We start from the raw sequence: 17,755 nt of genomic DNA, 5'->3' as shown, positions 1-17,755 counted from the left end.
TAACAAAATAGTAAAACCATTATTGAGATATCATGGCTATTCATAATATTTTGGTTGTTGACGATTCCAAAACAGAGTTGGTGTATCTGTCTTCCATATTAAAACAGCACGGTTATGCGGTACGTACGGCTGAAAATGGAGAGGAAGCCATGCAGCGCTTGCAAGAGGCTGTACCCGACCTGATTTTGATGGATGTCGTTATGCCTGGAATAAACGGGTTCCAGTTGACACGTGCGATCAAGCATAACCCTGACTATGCCAAAGTACCTGTGATCATGTGTACCAGCAAAGACCAGCCGACAGACCGTTTCTGGGGGTTAAGGCAGGGCGCTTCTGACTATCTGACCAAACCTGTTGCGGCAGAGGCGCTGTTGGCGAAAATTTCTGCTCTGAGTTGATGCCAAAAACATATAATCGGTTATGAGAGAGATGAGGGAGTAGCGCATATGCCCAAGCAGTCATTGGTAGAGTTCCAGACTCAGTTGATGCAGCGTTTGCAGACAGCTGAGGCGGCTGGTGACGTGGCAAGCTGGCTGGCGATTGAGGTGCTTGGTCATAAATACCTGTTGCCACTGGTGGAAGCCGGTGAAGTGGTTTTGCTTTCGACGATTTCACAGATTGAGTCCGTGACGCATACCAAGCCCTGGTTTGTCGGGGTGGTTAATCTGCGTGGGGCACCTTTTGCCGTGATTGATCTAGCCGGGTGGCTGGGGTTGCGTAAGGGCAAGCCGGATTTGCAGTATATGGCGCGTCATAATGCGTCTATTGTTGCTTTTAACCCATCACTTGAGATGAGTTGTGCATTACTGGTGGACCGTTTGGCCGGTCTGCGTAATGACAACGACTGGAGTGTGGCACAGGCACCGGAAGGAATGGATTATTCAGCCGAATATCTGGCTGATCAGCAAGGACAGGTCTGGCAGATTATGCGGATGTCTGACTTGGCCCGTGATGAATACTTTTTGTCAATAGAATCATAAGGATATGTTTTTAGTGGGGTGAAAGTTCAGGAAATTTAGGGGTAATTTATAAACTGTTTTGTGCAGTTGAAAAAACAGAAATTGAGCGAGCAACAATAATAATTGAAATATATGATCCAGCCGTACATTGCCTTTGTCAAAAAGGGCAGGTGGCTGTTGCATATGTTATTGAATTTGAATCAAGGATGCTGTATTGATTTGTCAGATCGGCACCTTTTATAGATAATTGTAAAAGTTTACTATGTTAATCAGCCGTGACACGGCCTCTTCGCAAGGACACAGTATGTCTCAAGGTGATGAAAATAACTTGGATACACCAACAGAGTTGACAACCGTATTGGGTGAGTATGTTTCATCTAGCTCCAAAGAAAAAGGCGCTAGCTCATCTGCATTGATCGTCTTAATCGTGATGGTCTTTGTGTTGTTAGGGATTGGTGGCTATATTTATATGCAGATGACGCAGATGTCGCAGACACAGTCGCGTTTGAGCGAACTGCAGGCACAGGTGCAAAAGACATCATCTTCAGCGTCAATGGTCCTGTCCGGTAAAAGCGATAGCTGGAACGCGCTGAATACCCAGACGACGCAGCTTAACAACCTTTGGAACGAACTGCTGGAGCCTCACAGAAGTGAACTGACGGATTCGGAGCCTGCTTACATAACATTCAGACAAGCGGTCTCGGATTTGCAGACCAGAAAAGATGCCCTTTCCAGAGCGTTTGATTCGATGACCAACAGTTCCTCTGTGGCGTGGGAGGATATTGACGAGGCGCGCGGGCGTGTCGGTACCATTGCAAGCGCTGCAGACAGGTTGAATGCCTCTATTCAAGAGGCCGGGCAGAAGATACAGGAAACTGCTCAGAAACAGTTGTTGATTCTGGCGGCTGTGGCGTTGGTTGCGGCATTGATCATCGTGGTTCTGGCAATTATTGTGATCAAGCAGATTTCAACGGTCAGACGGGGGCGTGGCCAGGAAATGAGCCAGTTAAATGCTTTGGTGGAGGACTTGCAGTCCGAAGCCGAGCAGCAAAGACATGCGGCACAGGAACAGGTGGCTGCGGCACGCCGGGTGAACGAAGCCAATCAGGCTGCTATTTTGCGCTTGATGAACGAGTTGCAGAATCTGGCGGAAGGCGATCTGACGCAGCAGGCAACGGTGACTGAAGATATCACCGGGGCTATCGCTGACTCGGTGAACTATACGGTGGAAGAGTTGCGCAACCTGGTTGCACAGGTGCAGGGTGCTACCGAGCAGGTGTCAAAAACCACAGCGGTCGTGGAGTCAACCTCGACAGAACTGCTAGCCTCTTCTGACGAGCAGTTGCGTGAAATTCGTGAAACCGGTCAGTCCGTGCTGGATGTTGCGGCGCGTATTAACAACGTGTCTACCCAGGCGCAACAGTCTGCGACAGTGGCGCGCCAGTCTCTTGAGGCGGCGGAAAAAGGGATGCAGGCTGTGCAGAATGCTATTGGCGGTATGAATACCATCCGCGATCAGATTCAGGATACAGCCAAACGTATCAAACGACTGGTGGAGTCATCGCAGGAAATTGGTGAAATTACCGACCTGATTGCTGACATTACGGAGCAGACCAACGTGCTGGCTTTGAATGCCGCCATTCAGGCAGCATCTGCCGGTGAAGCGGGACGCGGGTTCTCTGTGGTGGCAGAAGAAGTGCAGCGTCTGGCGGAGCGTTCTGCAGATGCAACGCGTCAGATTGCAACGCTGGTGAAAGCCATTCAGGGCGATATGCAGGATGCCATGGCCGCTATGGAACGTTCAACACGTGGTGTGGTCGAGGGGGCACGGCTGTCAGATGAAACAGGTACGGCGTTTACTGAAATTGATTCTGTGACCCGCAGGCTGGCATCGCTGATTCAGCAGATTGCTGAGCAGACCCAAAACGAGGCCGTCGTTGCGAACGGTGTGGCAGAAAATATTCAGCATATTTTTGCTGTGACAGAACAGACAGCGGATGGGACCAGGTCCACGGCACAGCAGGTGCGTGAACTGGCGCGAGTTGCTGAGCAACTGGAAAGGTCAGTGGCCCGGTTCAGGATTTCCTGATTTTGACTCAATAACTTCTGTTTTTCAGCAGCTAACTGTGGGAGTGTCATGTCGAATTCTGATGCAATATCTGGCGGTTCAGTGAACGCTGATCTTGATACAGTCGCCATGGTGTATGGTGAAGTGGAGCGGGTTCTCAAACAGCTCCAGAGTGCGTTACGCATGCGTGTGCATGAGCGGGCACAGGGCAAAGGATCTACAGGCTCTTCAGCAGACCAGTCTTCTTTACAAGATATTCAACGTCGTTTACACCAGAGCGAAGGGGCGCTTGAGCTGGTGAACATTCCAGCCGCAGTGCAAATGCTGGTGGCGATCAATGGGGCGGTACAACAATTCACAGACCGGCCCGACGCTTTGAATGCAGACAATGTGAACAAGGTTGACCGGGCTTGTTTCGCGTTGCTTGATTTTTTTCAGTTGCTGTTAAACGGCAAACCGGTATATCCGGTGGGTTTGTTTGCCCAGTACCGTGATGTTGCCGAGATTTCAAAATTAAACGTTCAACCTTCTGATTTATGGTCATTTAACTGGCAGTGGACGGATGTTGCACTGCCTGCGGCCAATCAGGTCAACGAGCAGGAACTCGAGTCAGCGCTGTCCAGGGTGGACAAGGTCATGCTGGGGCTGCTGCGTGGAAATCTGGATACGGCAAAAGATTTCAGAACCATTGCATTAGGGCTGGCTTATTCACCTAAAGACGAGCGTTCCGGGCAGTTTTGGGCGCTGGTGGCTGGTTTTTTTGATGGTATTGCCACGCAGTCAATTCCATTGAATATTTATACAAAACGTGCGGCTTCGCAAGTTTTAAATATTCACAAATCGTATACCCAGGGGCAAATGGAAGTCCCTGAGCAGTTTGTGAAAACGCTGCTGTTTTTCTGCGTGCCACAGCAACAGGGTGCAGGGCCTGCTACCCAGGCACACCCGGTCCTGACAGCCGTGCGCCAGGCATACCATCTGGATCAGGTCAAAATAGTCAATTATGATGCGCCGTTATATGGCCGCATTGATCCGGCGCTGATCACGCTGGCGCGTAAGCGCATTGCTGCAGCCAAACTGGTGTGGTCTTCGCTGTCTTCCGGTGAGCCTATTCCTGCGCAGTCCGTGACGGAAGCGTTTGAAAATGTATCTGAGTCGCTGCAGCAGATTATGCCGGGGAGCACGCATTTTGCTCAGGCCTTGCTGCAGGCGGTTTCGCAGATTGCTTCACGCGGGCAGATGCCTTCTCCTGAACTGGCGCTGGAAGTGGCAACCGCTGTGCTTTATGTAGAGGCACTCTTTTCAGACCTGGATTTAAATGATGCCAATTCAGAGTCTCGCTTCAATCGTTTGACGGAGAGAATGCTCTTGGTGGCCAAAGGCGGTAAGCCTTTGCCTTTGGATGCGTGGATTGAAGACTTGTATCGTCAGGTCAATGACCGTGAGACGATGGGCAGTGTTGTGGGCGAGCTCCGCACTTTGCTGGGCAAGGCTGAAGGCAATATTGACGGTTTTTTGCGCAATACTCAGAATTCTCAGGCCATGTCTCAGGCAGGGATGGATCTGCGACAGATTCACGGCGTTCTCAGCGTCCTTGGACTGGATGAGGCCGCCCGTGCGACCCTGATGATGGAAGGGCAGGTCAACTGGCTGCTGAAGAATGAATCGGCTGTTTCGGAGCAGATTGACGAGCAGCGTAAAAGCCAGATCAGCTCTTTAAGCAACAGCTTGGGGGCTCTGGGTTTTCTGATTGATATGTTGGGTTACCAGCCATTGGTGGCCAGAAAAATGTTTGTGTATGACGCCGAACATAACGAATTTAAATTCCTTATGGGGCGGGACCGCGCAACAGAACAGGATACGGCGGCTTTGGCGCAGGAAGCCCCTGCGGCTGATGAAGTGCATGAAGTCCAGCCTGATGCGCCTGAATCATTTGAGCAGGAAGCGACAGCGACTGAGCCAGAAGCAGAAGTTACCCTTGAGGAGCAGGATGAGTTCTCTGATACCGATCAGCTGACAACAGAAGAGCTGAGCATGGGGTTGATTGAAGATGCTCAGACGGCCCCTCCAGCAGCAGCGCCTCAGGATGAGCATCAGGCTGATGAAGCCGAGGCTACAATCGACTTCCCTGAAGATGCGCCGCAAGAGGAATTGTCCGTTGTTGAAGCATTGCCTGATGAGCCTGTCGTTGAGGCACCGCCGGCACCGCAGGTTATCAGTGCGCCTTTGCCCGAAGAAACCTCTTCGCACGAAGATGAAGATGACTTTGGTGATGATTTGCGAGAAATCTTTCTGGAGGAAGCGCAGGAAGTCATCGAGACTGCCCGTGCAGAACTGGAAAAGCTGAATCATAACCTGACCGACCATGAAGCCCTGGTCACTGTGCGCCGGAGTTTTCATACGCTCAAAGGCAGTTCACGCATGGTGGGGCTGACCGAGTTCGGTTCTGCGGCATGGGCATGTGAACAGTGTTTTAATGAGTGGATTGCTGAAAATCAGCCTATCCCGCATAAGCTGGTGGATTTTGCCAACTGGGCATTCGATCAGTTTGCATCCTGGGTAGATGACTTGCTGCAAGGCAAGGGCGATGGTAACTGGCAGGCTGCTGTATTTGAAGAAAAAGCCGAGGCTGAGAAAGTTGCCGGTGCTATTGCAGAGAAAGAAGCTGCCCCTGCTGAGGAAATGGCTGCAAGTGTTGCAGAGCACAGCGAAAGCACAGATGAACAACCCACAGTGGTTGAACTGGAGTCTTTTGATGAGCCGACTGTCACACCGGTTGACACTGCTGAAGAAGAAGCATCCATTGTCACGGATTCCCAACCACCGCAGGATTGGGCTTCTACACAGCCGATCAGCTATGAGGAGCAGGAAGAGATTCTGGCTCAGCCGATGGCGGTGCCTGAAGAACGTGTTGAAGCGCCGTCGAGTGCAGCAACATTTGACAATGGTATCGATTTTGCTGATGAAAGTACCAGCCCTGTTGCCAAGGATGAACAGCCTGCAAGCGAGCCATCGACGCAGGAGCTTTCTGCAACAATTGAGCCACTTGTTGAGCCGGAAGATACATTACAGGTAGACGAAGATAGTGCAGTGCCGGTCAAGGCTGAAGATGTTGTGGCAGCCTCGGTACCGGAACCGGTTGCAGAACCGCAGTTGGAAGTGCATGAGCCCGTTGTGGCTTCCTTGGCAGAGCCCCTGCCAACAGATGCAGTGACGGCTGAAACGCCAACTGAAAGTGCAGCAGAAGCACAACAATATGTTGCGGCTGAACCGGTGTCTGAGCCTGAGCACGCCGTACAAACCATTAAGGTGGTTGCTGGTGGCATTGAAGTCAATGAAGCGCTGTATCATCTGTATATTGATGAAGCCAGTGCCCGCATTGAACTGCTGGAGGCTTCGCTGGGGCGGTGGCATTCCGAAGGGGATCCGTATGCGCTGGAGCAGGCGCAGACTTCTGCCCGTGCATTGGCTGGCAGTTCCGCTACAGTTGGTTTTCTGGGGCTTTCCAGCTTTGCCAGAGATCTGGAGCGCGCGCTCGAACATTACCGCTTGACAGCGCTTCGCGCTGGCGTTCCTGAGGATCGTTCAGCAACCCAGGTTTTGGAACGGATTTGTCTGGAGTTCCGCCGTCTGCTGGATCAGTTTATCCATGGCCGGCTGGATATTCCTCATACCGATCTGATTGTTGCACTGTACCAGTTCAAACAGACCAATTTTGAAGCGGTACAGGGTGCAGTAGCTGAGAAACAGCCTGTTCATGAGCATGCCTCGTCTGCGGTTGTTGCGACTGATGATGTAGAGTCCATGCCGATTGAACATGTGGCAGAGGTACCTCAATCTCATCAACATGAAGTTGAAGAGCCACTTACGGTCACAGATGCCGATTTGGCAGATGATTCAATTGATGTTTCTGTGTCAGAGGAAGAGCAACCGGCAGATGCATTCGATGAGGATGGCGAAGACAGTATCATTGTGGATGAGTCTTCTGATGTACAAGCCGCTGACGATGCAGAATCTGACGTGGAAGTGGTGGAAGAAATTGCGCCGGAAGATTCAGCAGAAGAGATCGTCGTAGACGAGCCTGCTGATGAGCAGGATGCAGAAGTCGTGACAGTCACGGATACTGTTGACGTCTCGGATGTTGCAACAGCACCGATTGTTGAATCTGCTTCTGATTTAACAAAAGTAGATCCGCAAGAAATTGACATTGTCGGTACGGAACTGTTTGCGTTCTTCCGCAATGAGGCAACCGGTTTATTGAGCCGGGTGGAGCAGGGATTAAAAACATGCGCACAAACAGGAGCGGGCGATAGCCTGCTTGATGTGCGGCGCGCTTTACACACCTTTAAAGGCAGTGCCCGCTTGGCAGGTGCAATGCGTTTAGGCAATATGGTGCAGGCGCTTGAGCCGGTTGTCAATCAGCTGTCTGAACGCCAGCCGATGGATTCTGGCCTGCTTGAAGGCGCATTGCATCAGCTGGATGCAGTTCGGGCTGAGTTTGATCTGTTATGTCAGGCTGCAGACCAGGTCTCTGAAAGTGCTGCACCGTCTGTGTCAGGTGCCGAGCAGCAGCAAAGTGTTGATGAGGTCCGTTTGGCCTATGCAAGACTGAATCCTGAAGATCGGGCTGCTGTTGGTACAGATCTGTTTGACATATTCAAAGAGGAAACGCAGGATCTGTTGCCCCGTATCAGTTCGGGGTTACGTGAATGGTCGGATGAGCCCGATGATCATGCTCCGCTGATTGAAGTGTTGCGGGCTCTGCATACGCTGAAGGGCAGTTCTCGTCTGGCAGGTGCGATGCACTTGGGCAATATGACGCATGAACTGGAGACCGCGCTTAAGAATGTCAATGAGCAACAGCAGGGGGCATCAGAACAGGTTCAGGATGTCCTGGGTCGTTTGGACGATATTGAAACTGAATTTGATACATTGTGTGACGCTGCAGTAGAAGTAGCTCAGGGGGTTGTTGACCTTCATGCGGCTGCACCTGCAGATTCATCTGCTGCACCGCAGCCGGTACAACCTGCAGTTGTGGAGCCAGTTACGGCTCCGGCTCAGCAGGTTGCAGAGCCTGTTAAGGCTGCGCCAGCACAAAAAGCTTCTGACGCGGTAGCCGCTACATCGGGCATTCCGGTTGATTCTGCTGTTTATCGGCTGGATCCGCAGGACTGCGCAGCGGTAACGACAGATTTGTTTGCTATCTTCAAAGAGGAAACCAATGAACTGTTGCCCGCCATTGAAAGCGGTTTGCGGCATTGGGCTGAGTCTCCCAAGTCATCCCGTCTGGTGGAAGCACTGCGTGCTTTGCATACGCTTAAGGGCAGTTCACGGTTAACGGGTGCCAAACGGCTGGGCAAGATGGTTCATGCGCTTGAGTCTACGCTCAAGATCATGGAGAACCAGCAGCCTTCTGATGAAGAGTTTAACAGTATCCATGACCAGTTTATACAGATTGAAGGCGAGTTCGATCTGTTGTGCAAGGCCGAGCAGGAGATCAGGAGCGGGCAGGTATTGCCGCCTGTTAATCAGCCTGATGCGGCTCAGGATGCAGATATTTTGCCGCTGGTTACAGAAGTGGCCAGTACTTCCGCTTTGTACCCATTGGAGGCAACAGACCGTGATGCTGTAGGGGCTGAGATCTTTACCTTCTTTGGTAAGGAAGCACAGCGACTGACACCGGTGATTGCTGAAAAACTCGATCCGTGGGCGCAGAGCCCCGATTCGGGCCTGCCGCTGGTGGAAGTGCTGCGTGCACTGAATACACTGCGTGACAATATCCATTTGTCTGGTATCGGCCGTCTGGGAGCGTTGACTCAGGAGTTGAATGCTTCGTTGAAAGAGTTGATCGGTACCACACCCGAGGTGGATCAGATTGGGCATGTGATTGATCAGTTCAACGAGGTTGAGCTTGAACTTGACAGGCTTTACAGAGCTTCGGCAGAGGTTCGCCATCAGACCTATCGGCCGGTTCCGTTGTATGCAGAACAACTGATGCAAAAACTGTTTGGGCAGTCAGTTGCTGAAATGCATGATGTTTTGGAGAAAGAGCATTCTTCCAAGATTGTCGAAGCAAAAAGTGTCCCGGACCAGGTAACACCTGAGGTAGAGCCAGTGAAAGCCGAACCGGTGAAGGCGGAGGAAATTCCGGCGCCGGTTGTGGAAGATGTGACGCTGGCAGATCAGCCCAAGGTGATGCCGCGAGCAATCAAGCCTACGGCTGCACGTGCGGTCGGGATTGTCAGCTCAGGGCAGTTGCTGCGTGTGAAAGCCTCCTTGATTGACGAACTGGTGAACAAGGCTGGTGAAGTGAACATGCTGCGCAGTCAGCTGGCCGCGGAAGTACGCCAGTTGAAGGATGTGCTGTTGCAGGAACTGAGCACCAACCTGGAGCGCCTGCGTGTTCAGTTGCGTGACGTTGAGTTGCAGGCAGAGACGCAGTTGGCATCCCGCATGGAGTCGGCCCGTGTTGAAGGGCATGGCTTTGATCCGCTCGAGTTCGACCGCTATACCCGTATTCAGGAGCTGACCCGCATCATGGCCGAATCGGTCAATGACGTCGGAACAGTGCAGAAAACATTGTTGCATGCAGCCACAACGGTTGAAGACGGTTTGGCGGCGCAGTCCCGCAGTGCAAGAGATCTTCAGCGTACTTTGCTGCGTGCGCGTATGGTGGAGTTCTTGAGCATTGGTGAGCGATTTCACCGGGTTGTGCGGCTGACCTCCAAAGAGTGCCAGAAACAGACGCAGTTGAATATCATCGGTGGCGAAATTGAGGTTGACCGTGCGGTTCTGGATCACATTGCACCGGCGTTTGAGCACATTTTGCGTAACTGTATTGTGCATGGGATTGAGCCGGCAGAAAAGCGTAAAGCGCTTGGTAAAACGGCTGTCGGGCAGATCACGATCAAACTGGCGCAGGAAGGCAACGATGTATCCATTTCCATATCGGATGATGGTTCCGGTCTTGACCTGCAGAAGATCCGCAAAAAAGCTGAGAGTATGAATCTGATTGAGCCGGGGTCATCCGTTTCGGATTATGACCTGGCACAGATGATATATAAAGCAGGCTTGACCACTGCGGATAAAGTCAGTGAACTGGCCGGGCGTGGTGTTGGCCTGGATATGGCGCATGCGGAAATTATCGGCCTGGGTGGACGTGTCGAAGTGTTGACCCAACCGCATGAAGGCACTGAATTCCGTATGGTAATGCCATTGACTACCGCCGTAACGCAGGTGGTCATGGTGAGTGTGGCGGGGAAGACTTTCGGCATCCCGGTTAACCTGATCGAAAGCATTCAGCGCTTTTCAGACCCGGTCGTCGGCGATGCGGTTAGGCGCGGGAAGGTCAGTTATCTGGATATGGAGATACCTGCTTACTGGTTAGGCGGTTTGCTGAATCTGGCTGGAACGACACCATTCAAACTCGGTGAACGCAAGTTGCAGTGGCTGGTTTTACGCAGTGCTGGCCAGCAGGTTGCCATTGCGGTCGACCATATCATTGGTTCACAGGAAGTTGTGATTAAGAATGTGGGGCCTCAGTTCGCTCACCTGACTGGCTTTTCCGGGCTGACAGTGCTTTCGGGGGGCAGAATCATTCTGATCTATAACCCTGTGGCGTTGGCGCGCTCTTTTGGCGATAACGGCCAGTTGTCTGCTATTGTGCAAGTGCCTCAGGATATGGTGATTCCTGCAGATGTCACTGCAAGCGAAGTTGGCAGCAGTGGTGCTGTTGCAGCACTGGAAGAGGCAGAGACTTCACGTACGCCGCACAGTAACAAGGTTCTGGTGGTTGATGACTCCCTGACCGTACGCCGTGTGACGCAACGCTTGCTCGAACGTGCCGGCTTTGAGGTCGCTTTGGCTAAGGATGGGCAGGATGCATTGAATCAGATTCAGGCAGAAATTCCCGCACTGGTTCTCAGCGATATTGAGATGCCGCGGATGGATGGGTTTGAGTTGGTGCGCAGACTGCGCTCACATTCTGAAACCCAGATGCTGCCTGTGATCATGATCACATCGCGTATTGCCCAGAAGCACCATGATTATGCTAACGAACTGGGGGTGAGCCATTATCTGGGTAAACCTTATGTGGAAGAGGAACTGCTCAAGCTGGTACACCGCTATGTGAAGCAGCAGTCATCCATCATCCATTGATGGCATAAAAGAAAGCGTTGTTAGCATCAAAACCCATGGCATTGCGCCATGGGTTTTTTGTATGTTTGTTATGAATCCGCTTTCTGTAAAGTATATTTATCCAAGAGCTGCTGTTGTGCAGCGCTACATGCCCATATGCTATACGTCATTGGTATACCGTTGAAGGCATAAAAAAGGCATCTCCATGAAGAGATGCCTGACAGGAAAATGATGTCAGCCAAGTGACATCTATTGCTTAAAATGCAAACCGATAACCTACGTTAATCTGCTTGCTGTCAAAACGGCTGCCGTTGGTATAGCCCAGTTCTGCAAACAGGTTATGAGCCTTGTTGAACTGCGCGTTGATACCTATACCCAAATCCAGCATGGATTGCCCGAAATCATGGCTTTCTTTGCTGTAGTTCAGTGTGTAAGAGGTGTTACCGCTGAATTCATGCAGATAACCAACCTTGATGTAGGCATCCACCGGATTATCATTTTCTCTGATAGCATAGCCGGCCAGTACGCTGGCCCTGAGCATGTTGGAGTCGTATGACCCCAATCCTACCCTCAGGCCATTGGTGCTGTGCACTGTATCGCTGCCCTGATGGCTGTAAATGTACTGCAGTTGTGGTTCCAGGTAAAAGCCCTGCTTGTTGCTATTGTCCTGCAGATAAAACCGTTTGCCGCCTTCAATGGAAAAGCTGAAGCCGTTGGTACTGGCCGAGCCGTGAATCATGCTCATCTGGGTGTCGACAACATCAAACTCATTTTTCATACGGGTGTAGCGCAACACACCGTCAATGTAATAATCATCGTCATTGATGTAGGTGCCATAAACGCCTACATGATAAGCCTGGGCTTTGCCGCTGCCAAATGTATAGTTGGGTTTGCCCTGGCTGTAACCACCCATCACGCCGATATATACCCGGCCATTGTCAACATCCAGTTGCGTATCTGTACCGCCCTGAATACCGTAGTAGTCCATATCGAAGTTGGTGAGCTTGCCGCCGCCAAAGCCATCAAGCTGACCGCCAAAAGTCCGGATCCAGACATCTTTGTCTGTATTGACTCCCTGGCGCAACTGCCCCATGCGTTGCAGCAGGGTTTGCATATCAATATAACCCATGAGGTAGCTGACGTTCATGAAATTGGCTGCTGCCGTAGCAGGCTGGGTAATGGCCGCTCCCGGGTTACGGGGATCGGCGGGGAGGAGTGGGTCTGCCGGTACGGCATAGAGTTCCCAGTTCTGTGTACCAGCCTGTTGGCGTACATCGTACAGGTAACCACCAAGCTCGGCCTTGCGGGTTGCCGCAGAGCCATCTGCCTGAACCTGACCGGAAAGGAATTGGGCACTGCCACCTTGTGTTTCAATGATAGCCAGGGTTTCTGTACCGGTTGTAATCTGACTGCCATCATTTTTCACATAAACGTAGTGTGTGCCAGACGTCGCATTGGTTTCTGTGACAACCAGTTTGTCAGTGACACCATTGGAGATGTCGGAGTGAAAGTACAGGGTGCCGTTGCTGCCGTTGAGGTGGTTAACGGTCAGTGTGGTATAGCCTGCGGGTTGGCCGGGCATTGGAGAGCCGCCAGCACCACGCCATTGAGCATGTTCATTCAGATAGACATGGCCGTTGCTGAGGTTCAGGTTGGTCACGTTGGAGTCGCGGGTGACATACCATTCAGAATTACCCGAAAGGTTTAAAGTGGTGGAACTGGACTCTCCTGTGATATCGTCCGGTGTGGTATCGGTAAAGATACTGCCGCGCAGAATGCTGCCTTGCTCAGCGTTCAGGGTAAAGCTGCTGGAGATTTTGTCGGTGACCAGTGCGGTTCCGCCACCGTAGGTGACGTTGAGCAGGTCTTTGCCATCTGCAGCGGTAGCGGTGCTGTCGCGCAGTGTTAATACACCGTCTTTGACCGCATCAGCCACGGTGATGGCGTAGCTGCCGCTGCCTTGCACGCCGACATCCCCCTGGTGGTCTCCAACCTGTATCAGGTGGCCGGTGGTCCAGGTGTTGTTACCGTTCAGGTCACAAAGGCTGCCAACAAGTTGGCAAAGGGTGCTGTTTCTGTTATTGCCTAAAGCAAACGATCCAGTTTGCCCATCGGTTGTGATATCCACGCTTTCCAAAATGGCAGTTTGCGGGCGAATAGCAGTGCTGCCATCCTGATTGGTACTGTAGCCATTGCCAAAGTTAAAACGCACCGCTGTAGAGGCCGAGTGCAGGGTACTGCGACCTTGCTGCCCGGGTACACTCAGCATTTGAATGGTTGCGCCATCTCCCATGAGGCGAATACCGTAAGAGCTTGTGCCATCTGTCTGGATATGGGTTTCGCCATAGGTCGTGATGTTGGAACTGGAATATTGGGCACCAGGTTCTCCGCCATGTCTGAGTCGGCCTGCATTAAGACCATCAGAGATGGCGCCTGTGGTGTGAATGGTCGTGACAAAATCTGCATATTGATCTGTGTTTACCTTAACGACAGACCCGCCGGTAGCCCGGATACCACGTGCATCCATCGAGCCTGTATAAATATTGAAATGCCCGCCACCCAAGGCTGTGCTGTAACCTTTCACATCCACCGTACCAAGCTCGAAAGTGCGGATACCTGTGCCGGCATGAGAGCCTGATGAGGAGATATCACCGCCTTTGAACTCAAGAAGGGCGCCTGCCCCGCGGGCGTGAATGCCAATGCCATATGCAGAAGAGCCTGATCCTGTACTCTGGATATTGATCAAGTCCAGTTGCAACAGGCTGTTGGCGCCGGCTGACAATGCATAAGAGTTGCTGTTGCCGTTGATGGTGATGTTGGTCATTGACAGGTTGCCGCTTTTTCCTCTGATGACAACCTGTGAATTATTCGCTGCTTCAATACCGATATTGATGTTCTGGCCCGTCTGGTCGATATTGACTTCGTTGGCTTCTATCTCAATGTTTCCTCCGCTGTAGGCGTACATGCCAAACGCGCGCCCAGCTGCTGTATTGGTGGAGGTGGTTGTGATATTAAGCTGGTTGGCATAGATCTTCACACTTGAAGAGGTTCTGCTGACAATGCCCTGGGCTTCGCCATAAGTGGTTCCGGCCTGGGTGCCGGTAATGGTCAGATTATTGTTTCCGTTTGCGACCGAGCCGAAAACATAATGGCTGGATGCGCCAACAGCGCTGATTCCAGTAAACCTCGAGCCGGTTGCATCAATATCAGAAGTATTGGCCGTGATGGTCAGATCGGTGTTTTGTCCGCTCTGGTCTACCGTTCCGTTTGTGATCTGGATCTGTCGCAAATTGCTGGCAGAGTCTGATGTGCATGCAGATCCGTCTGACAAGACGATGCGGCTGTTGACATCTACTGTACAAGGTGCTGCATAGGCTGAAAATGCAGTCATGCTCAGTCCCAGAACAGATATGGCACAGGCCATCTGGCTTTTTTTGAATGGATGTTTGGTTTTCATGAAGGTCCTCTCATGTATTCAATTCATGGATATTGACTGTGCCCTTATGACAATACGTGACGCTGTTCTCATTGGTTTTTTGACAGCAGATTCGGGTAGCACCGTTATGAATAGAAATAAGCCCGCAAGATATATGCCTGCAATTGCATTGCTGATTTTTGTGAAATATTTCACATATTTATTCATAACACGTTATGTCACGAATCATTTTTGTCAATTGCACTTGTAACAATCGACAATTTTGTCGCGGAGGGTTACAGATAAGTAACTTGTCGCGCTTGGCGATGTATTTTGTGTGAACGCAATTGAAAGGTTTTCAGGCGGCAAGGTGCTGAAAATGCGCTGCTATGGGGTAGGCAGCACAGTACAGCAGTGAAAGGGTTGCGATTGCGAATGACATTTATTCAATAAGCTCTGCCGGCTTGAATTGCATGCCTTTGAAAACCAGTATCGGATTGCCTCGCTCTACCTGGTAGTGCAGCAGGCGCTGTCTGGCTTTCTGCTGTGCCTGTGCGCTTGCCTGAAGTTCCCGGAGTTTATGGGCAATCAGCATAACTGCCAGTTTTTTATTGGCATGTTGTGAACGTTCGCTTTGTACTCTGACCTGAATGCCTGTGGCAACATGGGTTGCCCGGATTGCAGAATCGGTTTTGTTGACATGCTGCCCGCCAGGGCCGCTGGCGCGCATGGCCTCAAAGAGAATGTCATTTTCCAACTGATGGCTGGCTGGCAACGGTATCGCATGGATACCGATGAACCAGTTTTTACGCTTGTGCGCAGGGCGGTAGGAGCTCTGGCAAATCCATTGAACAGAGCCACACCAGCGCTGACGTAGCTGTTCCGCCTGCAGTCCATGCAGCGACAGTATGATAGAGCGGTAGGTACCCGGAGCAGGGCCGGCAATTTGTTCAACCATTTGCAGGTCGATATGCAGTTTCCCGGCTTCATGAACCAGGCGTTTGAAAGCATGTGCCACAGCCAGGCAGCATTCCACAGGCCCATTGGCGGAAGATATTTGAATCAGTATCATGAGGTTACATCTCCCGTTGTGTTTTGTAGGTGAGCACGGGCTTGAGCCTGGCGATTCTGGTGACCAGTCCGGCGCCTTCGAGTGCATGAATGACCGTATCAATGGATTTGTAGGCCTGAGGCGCTTCTTCATAAACCAGGTCGTGATTACAGCAGATCAGGCGTGATCCCAATGCGGAGCGTTTCAGTTGTGCCACACTGAAACGTTGCAGGCGTGGTTTGCATTCCGAGCGCATCCATTTACGCCCGGCGCCATGTGCCAGTGAAAGAAGCGCTGCTTCGCTGGCCTGTCCTGTTACAGGCTGCACGACATAACTGTAGTCTCCCCGTGAACCAGGAATGACAATGGTTCCCTGATCTGCTGGTGCAGCACCTTTGCGATGCAGCCAGCCTTTTGCGGGGCCGATTTGAGCCGGGGTAATCGTGTTGTGAAAAATATCCAGTGCCTGTTGGCCGCTTGCATGCAGACGCTGCAGAAAGCGCAATGCGATAAGGTGGCGGTTATCTCGCGCCAGCGCCAGCGCAGCATCATGCTGTTGCAGATAGCTGGCAAATGCAGGCTGATTATTTTGCAAACCCTGATGCCCGAATTCGCCGATGTGCGCCTGCAGAATCTGCTCACCCAGACCGCGAGAACCGCTGTGGACCAGCAGTTGCAGGCATTTAGCGTGAAGCCCCATGCGTTCGGCAGCAGCATGGTCATACAGCGTATCAATCTGCTGCAATTCCGCAAAATGATTACCACCACCAATGGTGCCGGAGGCATTGGTGGATATAGCGTTGCACAAGCGGTTTTTTTTCATGTCGTTTAATGGCTGGTCAATACTGCCCAGTTGTTTTTGTGCCTTGTCAAATTTGAATTGCCTGTTTTGAATATCTGTTTGCCACAGTGCCATACCGCAGCCAATGTCGTTTCCGACCAGAGCCGGGTATATGCAGTCAGTGGAAAAAAATGCAGCGCCAACAGGGTAGCCCCGGCCGGGGTGCAGGTCCGGCATACCTGCAACTTGCAGCATGCCTTGCAGTTGCGCTGTGGTTTCGAGTTGTTGCAGTGCCTTGCCTTCTATCCAGGTATCGGGCGCTGCAACAAGCGTCGCTTTTTGAGAAAGCGAACGTAAATAGTTGCCCATGATGAATCCTTTTGGGTTTCAGTCTGCTGAAGTGAAAACGAACGCTGGCTGCACGTGCTGAATGAACGCGCATGCCAGAGCAACCCCAAAGTCAGCGGGGAAGCAGATCGTTTTCAGTTAAAGTGGTGGTGCAGATCTGAAGGTGGTGGACACCCTACCGGAAAGATTCGATAGCAGGCTGTGATGAGCCGGAGAATACTTTTGGAAGAATGCTTAAACCAGAGCGGCAGAACTGCAAATGGTGGTATTCAATCGCATGATGAAACGCTCCTTTGCAAGTTATCAATGAATAGCGGCATTCTCGAGGATAGCAGATGCTTTGTCAATTTTGAGGTTGGTGAGAAACAACAGCCTCACTCATTCTAGTGTGTGTAATTTCTTGCAGCGCTATCTCATGAAATGTTCTGAAACAGCTTCTGAACGGTTTGCAGTTCTTCCTTCCCGCAATATTCAAACGCAGACGGCAGTTCATTATTTTTGATGAGCTCGCTGACCACTTCAGAAATGCGCTGATGGGTGAGCCGGTCAATCAGGAGCATACTCGGATCGCAGAAGTAGGCACCATGCAGGCATTCACCGGTAGCGGCAAAGGAGCGACGCAACGTTCGCACATTGGTGTAGGTGTATACAGTGGTGACCCAGTGGGAGCCGTCTTCAAAGTAAAGATGTACATCGGCATTGTTATCGTCTGGATTGTTTTCAGGAGACAGGTGTCCGGGTGGAATCCATATCACATACTTTTGAGGGTGCTGGGCATTTTGGGGCATATTCTTTGACATTTCAGGATGTGAATCATGTATTTGCAGGACTCAGTATATAAACATGAATTTATTGCTGTTGACAGCGTATGCATGAAGAAATGTAAATGATATCAGGACTATTTTTTGAGGCTTTGAGAATGAGAATACATCCACCTGTTTGCCTGCCGAAAAGGAATAAGCAAGTATGATGATAAACCCCGATTTTCGGTGCCCAT

General features: G+C 51.4%; 8 protein-coding genes. 4 read left to right on the top strand and 4 right to left on the bottom strand.

Translation table 11 applies throughout. From position 1 onward, the window contains the following. Window positions 1-32: 32 nt before the first annotated feature. The 4 genes from AACY98_RS05585 to AACY98_RS05570 all read left to right on the top strand — a co-directional run bounded on the left by AACY98_RS05585 (window position 33) and on the right by AACY98_RS05570 (window position 11,184). A complete protein-coding gene (locus AACY98_RS05585; protein WP_126978324.1) occupies window positions 33-398 on the top strand; it encodes a response regulator in 366 nt (121 codons plus the stop codon). Between the two features lie 48 nt (window positions 399-446). After that, the gene (locus AACY98_RS05580; protein WP_126978322.1) at window positions 447-980 is read left to right on the top strand and encodes a chemotaxis protein CheW; all 534 of its coding nucleotides are present in this window, start codon (window positions 447-449) and stop codon (window positions 978-980) included. 283 nt (window positions 981-1,263) lie between these two features. Next, window positions 1,264-3,048 (top strand): methyl-accepting chemotaxis protein, encoded by a 1,785-nt coding sequence (locus tag AACY98_RS05575; RefSeq protein ID WP_339802649.1) that lies wholly within the window; start codon window positions 1,264-1,266, stop codon window positions 3,046-3,048. Between the two features lie 81 nt (window positions 3,049-3,129). Beyond that, on the top strand, window positions 3,130-11,184 hold the full coding sequence (locus tag AACY98_RS05570) for an Hpt domain-containing protein (RefSeq protein ID WP_339802646.1): 8,055 nt from the start codon (window positions 3,130-3,132) through the stop codon (window positions 11,182-11,184). Window positions 11,185-11,419: 235 nt separating this feature from the next. Here the strand turns inward: AACY98_RS05570 and AACY98_RS05565 are convergent, their stop codons facing one another. The 4 genes from AACY98_RS05565 to AACY98_RS05550 all read right to left on the bottom strand — a co-directional run bounded on the left by AACY98_RS05565 (window position 11,420) and on the right by AACY98_RS05550 (window position 17,546). Then, window positions 11,420-14,620 carry an autotransporter outer membrane beta-barrel domain-containing protein gene (locus AACY98_RS05565; protein ID WP_339802643.1) on the bottom strand — a complete coding sequence of 1,067 codons (3,201 nt, stop codon included), beginning with the start codon at window positions 14,618-14,620 and terminating at the stop codon, window positions 11,420-11,422. A 400-nt stretch (window positions 14,621-15,020) separates the two neighbouring features. Beyond that, on the bottom strand, window positions 15,021-15,650 hold the full coding sequence (gene prfH / locus AACY98_RS05560; RefSeq protein ID WP_339802641.1) for a peptide chain release factor H: 630 nt from the start codon (window positions 15,648-15,650) through the stop codon (window positions 15,021-15,023). Window positions 15,651-15,654: 4 nt separating this feature from the next. Then, the gene (locus AACY98_RS05555) at window positions 15,655-16,779 is read right to left on the bottom strand and encodes an RNA ligase RtcB family protein (RefSeq protein ID WP_339802638.1); all 1,125 of its coding nucleotides are present in this window, start codon (window positions 16,777-16,779) and stop codon (window positions 15,655-15,657) included. A 392-nt stretch (window positions 16,780-17,171) separates the two neighbouring features. Continuing rightward, the gene (locus tag AACY98_RS05550) at window positions 17,172-17,546 is read right to left on the bottom strand and encodes a hypothetical protein (RefSeq protein ID WP_339802635.1); all 375 of its coding nucleotides are present in this window, start codon (window positions 17,544-17,546) and stop codon (window positions 17,172-17,174) included. Between the last annotated feature and the right edge of the window lie 209 nt (window positions 17,547-17,755).

Source organism: Saezia sanguinis (genome assembly GCF_963921665.1).
Taxonomy (GTDB): domain Bacteria; phylum Pseudomonadota; class Gammaproteobacteria; order Burkholderiales; family Burkholderiaceae_C; genus Saezia; species Saezia sanguinis.
This window is presented reverse-complemented; position numbering and strand designations above follow the sequence as displayed.

Bases quoted from the DNA above. Each gene is read 5' to 3' on its own strand.
- AACY98_RS05585 (WP_126978324.1), top strand. From the start codon at position 33: ATGGCTATTCATAATATTTTGGTTGTTGACGATTCCAAAACAGAGTTG.
- AACY98_RS05580 (WP_126978322.1), top strand. From the start codon at position 447: ATGCCCAAGCAGTCATTGGTAGAGTTCCAGACTCAGTTGATGCAGCGT.
- AACY98_RS05575 (WP_339802649.1), top strand. From the start codon at position 1,264: ATGTCTCAAGGTGATGAAAATAACTTGGATACACCAACAGAGTTGACA.
- AACY98_RS05565 (WP_339802643.1), bottom strand. From the start codon at position 14,620: ATGAAAACCAAACATCCATTCAAAAAAAGCCAGATGGCCTGTGCCATA.
- prfH (WP_339802641.1), bottom strand. From the start codon at position 15,650: ATGATACTGATTCAAATATCTTCCGCCAATGGGCCTGTGGAATGCTGC.
- AACY98_RS05555 (WP_339802638.1), bottom strand. From the start codon at position 16,779: ATGGGCAACTATTTACGTTCGCTTTCTCAAAAAGCGACGCTTGTTGCA.
- AACY98_RS05550 (WP_339802635.1), bottom strand. From the start codon at position 17,546: ATGCCCCAAAATGCCCAGCACCCTCAAAAGTATGTGATATGGATTCCA.